We start from the raw sequence: 6,900 nt of genomic DNA on the forward strand, positions 1-6,900 counted from the left end.
GTGGCACCAGGATTACAACCAGGTTCGTCCGCACAGCTCTCTGGACAACCACGCACCTCAAACGTTCGCCCGCCTGGAGCGGGCAGGCTGAGTTACGATTCGATTGCAATTGGACTGGACCGACCGAGGGGGGAACCTCAGCACCACGTCGCACTGCAGGCGTGGGGAAGACGACAAATACCCTTGGGGCCAGCCCAGGGGGACGAGCCCCAAGCGCTGACTTCCCACCACCCAAGGGAAAAGGACACACCGGCGCTACCGATTTACTTGGCAGGTTTGAGACCGCTTAAACACCCCAAGGTTCAGGCAGCCGGTAATTGACTCGCTGCGCGAGGCGGGGTGGCTGCATCCTCCGAGCAGTCATGCTGACGCAGAAACTCAGCCAAGTTGATGTGATCAGCAATGCGTTCAGCAACCTCGGGATCACGCGCTGCACCATCCCTAATTGAAGGGGCTGACTCCTCCATCAAGCGGTGGTCGGCCTGAGGCGGCACGCAGCGAGTTGATCTGCACGATAATCAGATCAGCTGCCAGTGTTGCGCCCGCAACTGATTGATCCAGTTCGTCTTGTAAGGCTGCCAGGTCTACTGAAGCGTTGGACCGTGGCGAGTCGCGGTGCCGTGACTCCCCAGTCTGAATCATCTCAACCAGCGCACTGACCGCAGCTGCCACCACTGCAACCTTCTGGTCCAGGCCAGCGATTGCTTGCTCCTGTCTCATCAGGACGTCACGGGCGGGTTCCGGCAGGAACGCGCGCTGCTGCCAGACTTCGTCGTGGTGCAGGACTTTTGATAAGTGCTTCACCTGGAGGTGGACACGCTCGAGCACCTGCCTGCGGTCCATCAGCGGCTGCAGATCCATGCGACAGGGTAACAGAAGGTGCGGCCGACATCGTGATCGTCGACTGGCCGGATGGGGCAGTTTGACTGAGTAGACAGATACAGCAGGTCAGGGACGTTCAATCCGACGTCCCTGACCTACTGTATAAATCTCTGCCTCCTGCCTGGTGTTCTTAAATCTGATAACATATAGGCATGAGAGGAAATGCCTAGGAAGATCCGCCAGTTGATCGCCCAACTCGAAAGCAACGGCTACACGCACAAAAGCACCAAAGGAGATCACCGCAAATACGAAAAGGACGGGCAGATCATCATCATCAGCGGAGCCCTCGGAGACGATGCCCAACGCTACCAGGAAAAAGCAGTCGATAAGGCCACCAGCACATAAAGGAAGGGGCGCAGGCCCATTCCAGAAAGGAGAATCCATGGCATTCCTCACCCTCATCAGCGCCGGACCCAACAACTGGAACGCCCTCGTGCCTGACCTCACCTGCATCGTGACCGCAAAAACCCGGGAAGACCTGGTCGAGCGCGCCCGCGAGAGCATCGCCCTGGCCCTGGAAGACCAGCCCCGCGAGCCCCAGGCACAGGGCCTGCAGGACGTCGATCCGGAGATCCGTGCGGAGCTGCCCACCGACATCGAGGTCGCCCACCTGGACCCTGCACCGCTCAACCCGGTCAGCGGGGAGATCGAGCGCGCGCTGGGACGGGCTGGCATCAACCAGTCCGAGTTGGCCCGCCGCCTGGGCACCAGCCGCAGCGCGGTCAGTCGCCTGGTGAACCCCTTCTATTGGGGCCACAGCCTGGACATCCTGCGCCGCGTGGCCGAGGCCGTGGACGCCGACCTGAGCGTGCATCTCACCGCCAAAGCGTCCTGAGTCAACATCGACCTGGAAGCCTGCTTTAAGCGGCCAACCTTGATTTACGTAGCCGTGAACCAGGAGGACATGCTCGACGGGAGTGGCACCATCCTGCTGAGGTTGTTCCTCAGGCGGGTTACGGAAGCGATCTTCCGCGTGGCTCGCACGACACCCACCGGGAAACTCCCGCACCCGGCCACAATCGCGATGGACGAGCAACCCAGTTACGGCCGCATGAATTACCTGATGCGCCTGACGGGCACCATGCGGTCGTACAACCTGTCCATTCTGTTCGGCATTCAGAACAACGCTCAGGGCAAGCTGGTCTACGGTTCGGACTACTGGGACGCGATCAGCGAGAACGTCATCAGCCGCCGGATTGCCCTCCCGCGCGGTCTGACCGGGTCAGACGCGGAGGACATCGCGCTCGATGGTGGGCTGGAGGAGGGAACCCGGTGGATGGTGTATTGGAGGTCGCTGCCTGAAGCGAAGCTGCTATGGGCGCACCCGGACCTGCGGGAGGCCTGGCGGACGTATGGGATTGTGGACCGGTACTGGTAAGGTGCCTGAATGTCTGAATCTGGCGAGTCGCTGGCCCCTGAGGCCTTCGATGATCTCCTCAAGGAAATTCGTGTGCTGCTTTCAGGTTCCCAAGTGCTCTCAGCGTTTCTCGTGACGCTCCCGTTCAGCAGCGGTTTTGCTCGACTCGACGTCATGGAAAGGAACATTTATGCCGCAACTTTCCTCTCGGCACTGCTGAGCCTCGTTCTCTTCGCGACACCTGCGGCCTACCACCGCCTGGTGTGGCCGATTCCGAACCGGCGTCAGTTCAAGCAAATGGGGACGCGAATGGTGATCGTGGGCCTTGTTCCTTTGTCGATGTCTCTGATTCTAGGGTCCCATCTGGTCTTGAATGAGGTGCTCGGGGACAGAAAGACGAACATATTGACAGCTGGCGTTGCGGCCGCGATCGGCCTGTTGTGGTGGGTGTGGCCGCTGGTTCAGCGAGCACTTCTTCACGGGTTCGGGAGATGAGGAAGCACCCTTCACTCCGTAGCTTTCACACATGCATTCGCTCCATATGCACGCCGAATACCTCCACCAGGTTTCATCGGCAGTTCATCCCGGACGCCTCAAGACCTGTTGCGCAGTAGCAGGCTCAATTCGAAAAGTGCCTTTCCCGAGGGCAAAAATCGCCTTTATTTGAACCGAGCTCAAATCAGTATGCTTTTGCTCGTTCCGGACGCAGTTTTTGGAGTCGAACCTCCCTACTGCGCAACAGGCCCTCAATCTCATGCAGCTCTGAACGGAGTTACTCAGGTACTTTCTTTACGGTATAAGTCAATTCCGTGAGTTGCTCGACGGGAACGGTGGTGTACCAGCGCTCCTGGTACTCCTCTTTCATGTCGTGCTGTGCAGCGAATGTTGTGTCGTCAGTGATGATGTGCGCCTGTCGCGTGCCGTCTTTGATGTGCACCCAGACCGAATGGCCCAGCCAGCGCGCGTGTGCCCTGCGTTCGAAGACACTTGAGCAACTGCCGCGGCGTAACGCCAGGCGAGTCCGCCCGTCTCCGAGAGAAACCCGCTCGACAATGTCTTCCTCTGGGAATGTGCAGGAAGGATCAAGGTCGTCAATGTCCGTCGCGTGCCGTTACCAGGGTCACCTGGGCCTGCGCACCCAGCTCAGGTTCTTTGGCTTCACAGTGCACTGCGGCCAGACCCGGCCGGAGGAGGGCGGATGTTCGTCGTCTGGCGTGCGCGTCTGTGCGTGATCAACTTGTGTGATGGTCCTCATGCTGGGTAGGAGGGCTTTGGTCTCGTGCCCCGAAGCGGGGCAGTACGGACTGGTGAGCTGCGTCATCCGGAGCAAAACCGGCAGTGTGCGCTCCAGCTTTCTCCGGAGGCAGACGAAGCGGCCTGTACGCCAGGACCCTGACCCCGGCCGTGTTACGAAGGCACCTTTTCAACGCTTGCGCGTTACCCGGCGCACTTCCGGCTGCCGTCCACATGTGCATGCCAGAGGTGTTCTCAGATGAAGAGGAGGGGCGCGGCATCCATGTTCAGTGTGCGGGCGCGCGCGCAACCCATTCCTGAAGCCGCGGGCAATTCCGCAAAGGAAGGTGCTGCCCTGCTACTGGGCCACCCCTGCCGCTCCTCTGATTGATCATGCCAAAGCCCGCTTGCTGTCTAGAACGGGAGCATGGTATGGTCGCTTAGACCTCTGATCCACGTTCTGACCGCCTCAGGAACGTTCTGACCATCGCGACCCTTGTTGCTCCCGGTGACCAGGCCGAAAATCTTTCATTATCGCCTGTGTGTCAGGGATTGTGTTTCCGCCACGCCAGCACCAGATGGCGGGACTGCTCTCGGCCCAGTGCTCCCAGGAACTGTTCGAACGACTGTTTCGTGCGTGCCTCGGAGTGAATGTCATTCAGCACGGAAGCGTAATGAATCTTCGTCCTGGCACCTCTCTGCGCTGCTGCGGTCACGGCGGAAGACCCGACCGTGACGCGCAGTGAGTAGGAGTAGGCAGGGTCCCCGAACCCCTGGTAGTTCTTCGGATTGAGGTAACGCACGTCCGTCAGGAGCTGCGTGTAAGCCAGATTCTTCTGGCACGCGGTGCGTGTTTCATATGGCACGCCGGCGTGCTTGAGCGCTGAGGTCAGGGTCGTATGCAAGGTGTTTTTCAGCGTTCTGGCTTTGTGCTGCCGCGCTGCGGGGATGTCATGAAAGCGCAGCTGGACTGAGGAAGAATCCAGGCACAGCCGGGCGCCTCGCAGGTCAGCCCCAGAGCCCGCACCGTGTGCCAGCGCCAGTGTGCCCAGCGTCAGGACCAGCAGGGGAACCACCCGGAGCGTATCCATGGTCCGATGATACGGTGCCTGAACCCTCTACTCTGCGCAAAATCGGGTCACCCTCAGTGGGCTGGGTGTGGGGACGCTGTCTCTACCGTACCGAGCAAGCGGGAAAGCAGCAAGGAAGAAGTGCAACGCTCTTCCTTGCCACTTTTGACCTCCAGAGAGAAGTCGGGCCATCAATACGTTGGATCTGGACGTCCCATCGCATTGCAGTTCACCTCGGTCCCCTTTCGGTTACTCCTGCAGGGGGCTCAGGTACCGCAGGCGAATGCCGTGCGGGTCGGCAGCCACGCCGGGTCGGGTATTGGGGAGGTGGGCAATGCTCTGGAGTTGTCCTTTCTTCCCGCCCTCCGTGACCTGAATGACCCCAATGCCGGGCGTGTTGCCGTAAGCAGCGTGGGCACCCGACTGCGGCGTCGGCCCGCGCAGGGTGACGAACATTCGGTTTCCGCTCGGCGACAGGTCGAAAATGTCGGGCGCAGGGTCACTGCTGAGCGGACCAGCCAACGAGAACTGTCCCACGACTTGATCTGTAGCGGTCTCTATGACGGTGACGTCGTTCTGAATGCGGTCGTTGATCCACATGTATCGCTTGTGCTTGGTCAGGGCGACGCCGTGCGAGTCCAGGTCGAGCGGCTGCGTCGATTGCCGGGAATAGACCACCCGAGGTGCCGGCGTGTTGGGTGGCGTGCCGTCCAGACTAAAGCTGTTCATGTTGAACGCGTAAAGGTCGTGGCCACTCAGGCGGCCGGGGAGCGAGCCGCTGTTGACGTACATCTTGTCGCCGACTTCAGCAGCGCCGCAGCCGGTCCAGATGACGGAGCGGTCGTACTCGGCCACGATGCGCATCGGGGTGGTGTTGTGGTCGAGCACGAACATTCCACCCCCGCGTAGAGTGACGAACGTGTAGCGGTTGGCGGCGTCCACCCGGGGACAGATCGGCGCGTTGTCGTTGCGCAGCGGCGTCGTGCACGCTCCGCCGGCGGGTGTGGTGCAGTTCGCCAGGTCGAAGCTCGTCTCCACCTGGTACTCGTTCTTGGCATAGTCTGTGGCGATGCGGTGGAGCTTGCGGCCGTTCTGGTCTGCAACGATGGCGTGCTTCTGGTCCGGTGTCGGCCAGATGGCATGCGCCTGGGTACCGACGTCAATACACTTCACTGGGGCGCGAGTGGCAGCATCGAAGAACACGACGTGTCCGGTGGCCACGAATGACACGAGGGCGTGCGTGTTGCCGCTGGGGCCGGTGTTGTAGTCGCCGCCATTGAAGGTGATCATGTGCGGGCGCACGGGAGCAGTACCGGTTTGCTCGAGGCACAGGTCGCGCACTTCACTGCCGAGGTCGATCACCGTGCGCACGGCAGTTCCAGCATGCGCTTCGAGCTCGCTGCCCGCATGGATGTACAGCAGGCCGCCACCTTCACGGTTTTCTCTCGAGTCCTGCTGATCGAGGGTCCACACTTCATAGGACTCGGTGGTGGTCTCGAGGCTCCGAAGGCCGACTGAAGCGGACGTACCGGTTTCAGCAGTCGGACCGGTTCCGCAACCGTTGAGGAGTGCTCCTGTCAGAAGTACGGATCCGACAAGCGTGAGGCCCGTCCTGCTTTTGCGTGCCATGTGCTTCGTGAACATCAGCATCCCCTCGTGACAAGTGCACGTATGTAATGACCCAAGCCGGGCAGAGCGCCACTCCAAAGATTAGAAGTTTAAGAATAGAGTAAACATGAGGAAGTGGGATTGTCGACGACGCGGCCGCAAGCGACGTGCAAACAGACATTGCACCCTTCAGCTTCTTTACAGGTCTTCACCGTGGCGGGACGACAGCCTGAATACCTCCTTACATGTCGGTGAAAGAGAGATGATGGAGCTCACTCGATACCATCTGAGTACTTTTGTTGTACTTGATGAAGGAGGGTAAAACTAGGCTCAAGGCCATGAGGGACTGTTGCGCAGAATGTAACCTTAATTGCAAAAAGTTACGGAACAGCTTGGAGGTGCTATGCACCTGGTGGCGGACCGTGATCTATTGATCACGGTGCGGCTTGGCACTGATAGTCTTGATGCATGCCCGGCTGGCAGCCCGCCCGTTATTCCCGTGCTCAACTCGAAGAGCGTCGCCTCGCGGCGCTTGAATGGATCGCACGCGGGACGCACAAGAATCAGCAGATTGCCGATCACTTCGGGGGCTCGGTGCACACCGTGTACAGCTGGAAAGGTCGGCTCAAACGAAACGGCAGTCTGACTTCAGGCCACGGTGGCCAGCGGTCCAGCCTCACGGCTCACGGCAGAGCAAGGGGAGCAGTTGCGCACCCTCCGGAGGGAGGGTGCTGTGCATCACGGCTTTGG

8 protein-coding genes are annotated in these 6,900 nt (G+C 60.2%); 5 read left to right on the plus strand and 3 right to left on the minus strand.

Going from position 1 to position 6,900, the window contains the following annotated elements; translation table 11 throughout:
- Positions 1-441 precede the first annotated feature (441 nt).
- Complete coding sequence (locus IEY49_RS20945) at positions 442-861, minus strand: hypothetical protein (protein WP_189012322.1); 420 nt, start codon at positions 859-861, stop codon at positions 442-444.
- A gap of 183 nt (positions 862-1,044) precedes the next feature.
- On the opposite strand from IEY49_RS20945, the gene IEY49_RS20950 reads away from it, so the two are divergent.
- Genes IEY49_RS20950 through IEY49_RS20965 form a run of 4 tightly spaced genes read left to right on the plus strand, consistent with a single transcriptional unit; the run spans position 1,045 to position 2,734 of the window.
- Complete coding sequence (locus tag IEY49_RS20950; RefSeq protein WP_189012325.1) at positions 1,045-1,227, plus strand: type II toxin-antitoxin system HicA family toxin; 183 nt, start codon at positions 1,045-1,047, stop codon at positions 1,225-1,227.
- A 37-nt stretch (positions 1,228-1,264) separates the two neighbouring features.
- Positions 1,265-1,717 (plus strand): helix-turn-helix domain-containing protein, encoded by a 453-nt coding sequence (locus tag IEY49_RS20955; protein WP_189012327.1) that lies wholly within the window; start codon positions 1,265-1,267, stop codon positions 1,715-1,717.
- A gap of 12 nt (positions 1,718-1,729) precedes the next feature.
- Positions 1,730-2,260, plus strand: a complete 531-nt coding sequence (locus IEY49_RS20960) for a TraM recognition domain-containing protein (protein WP_268239120.1) — start codon at positions 1,730-1,732, stop codon at positions 2,258-2,260.
- Positions 2,261-2,269: 9 nt separating this feature from the next.
- Positions 2,270-2,734, plus strand: a complete 465-nt coding sequence (locus IEY49_RS20965) for a DUF6328 family protein (RefSeq protein ID WP_189012331.1) — start codon at positions 2,270-2,272, stop codon at positions 2,732-2,734.
- 1,283 nt (positions 2,735-4,017) lie between these two features.
- Here IEY49_RS20965 and IEY49_RS20970 read toward each other — a convergent pair.
- Both IEY49_RS20970 and IEY49_RS20975 read right to left on the minus strand, forming a co-directional pair.
- Positions 4,018-4,563 (minus strand): hypothetical protein, encoded by a 546-nt coding sequence (locus IEY49_RS20970; protein WP_189012333.1) that lies wholly within the window; start codon positions 4,561-4,563, stop codon positions 4,018-4,020.
- Positions 4,564-4,791: 228 nt separating this feature from the next.
- Entirely contained in the window at positions 4,792-6,186 is a 1,395-nt protein-coding gene (locus IEY49_RS20975) for a YncE family protein (protein WP_189012335.1), read from the minus strand.
- Between the two features lie 432 nt (positions 6,187-6,618).
- On the opposite strand from IEY49_RS20975, the gene IEY49_RS22055 reads away from it, so the two are divergent.
- Positions 6,619-6,900: helix-turn-helix domain-containing protein (locus tag IEY49_RS22055; RefSeq protein WP_189012336.1), on the plus strand; the 282-nt coding region annotated here is incomplete at its 3' end.

This window comes from Deinococcus malanensis (assembly GCF_014647655.1).
GTDB lineage: Bacteria > Deinococcota > Deinococci > Deinococcales > Deinococcaceae > Deinococcus > Deinococcus malanensis.

What these genes read in the sequence shown, in the direction of transcription:
- IEY49_RS20945 (WP_189012322.1), bottom strand. Translation starts at nt 861, where the DNA reads ATGGATCTGCAGCCGCTGATGGACCGCAGGCAGGTGCTCGAGCGTGTC.
- IEY49_RS20950 (WP_189012325.1), top strand. Translation starts at nt 1,045, where the DNA reads ATGCCTAGGAAGATCCGCCAGTTGATCGCCCAACTCGAAAGCAACGGC.
- IEY49_RS20955 (WP_189012327.1), top strand. Translation starts at nt 1,265, where the DNA reads ATGGCATTCCTCACCCTCATCAGCGCCGGACCCAACAACTGGAACGCC.
- IEY49_RS20965 (WP_189012331.1), top strand. Translation starts at nt 2,270, where the DNA reads ATGTCTGAATCTGGCGAGTCGCTGGCCCCTGAGGCCTTCGATGATCTC.
- IEY49_RS20970 (WP_189012333.1), bottom strand. Translation starts at nt 4,563, where the DNA reads ATGGATACGCTCCGGGTGGTTCCCCTGCTGGTCCTGACGCTGGGCACA.
- IEY49_RS20975 (WP_189012335.1), bottom strand. Translation starts at nt 6,186, where the DNA reads ATGTTCACGAAGCACATGGCACGCAAAAGCAGGACGGGCCTCACGCTT.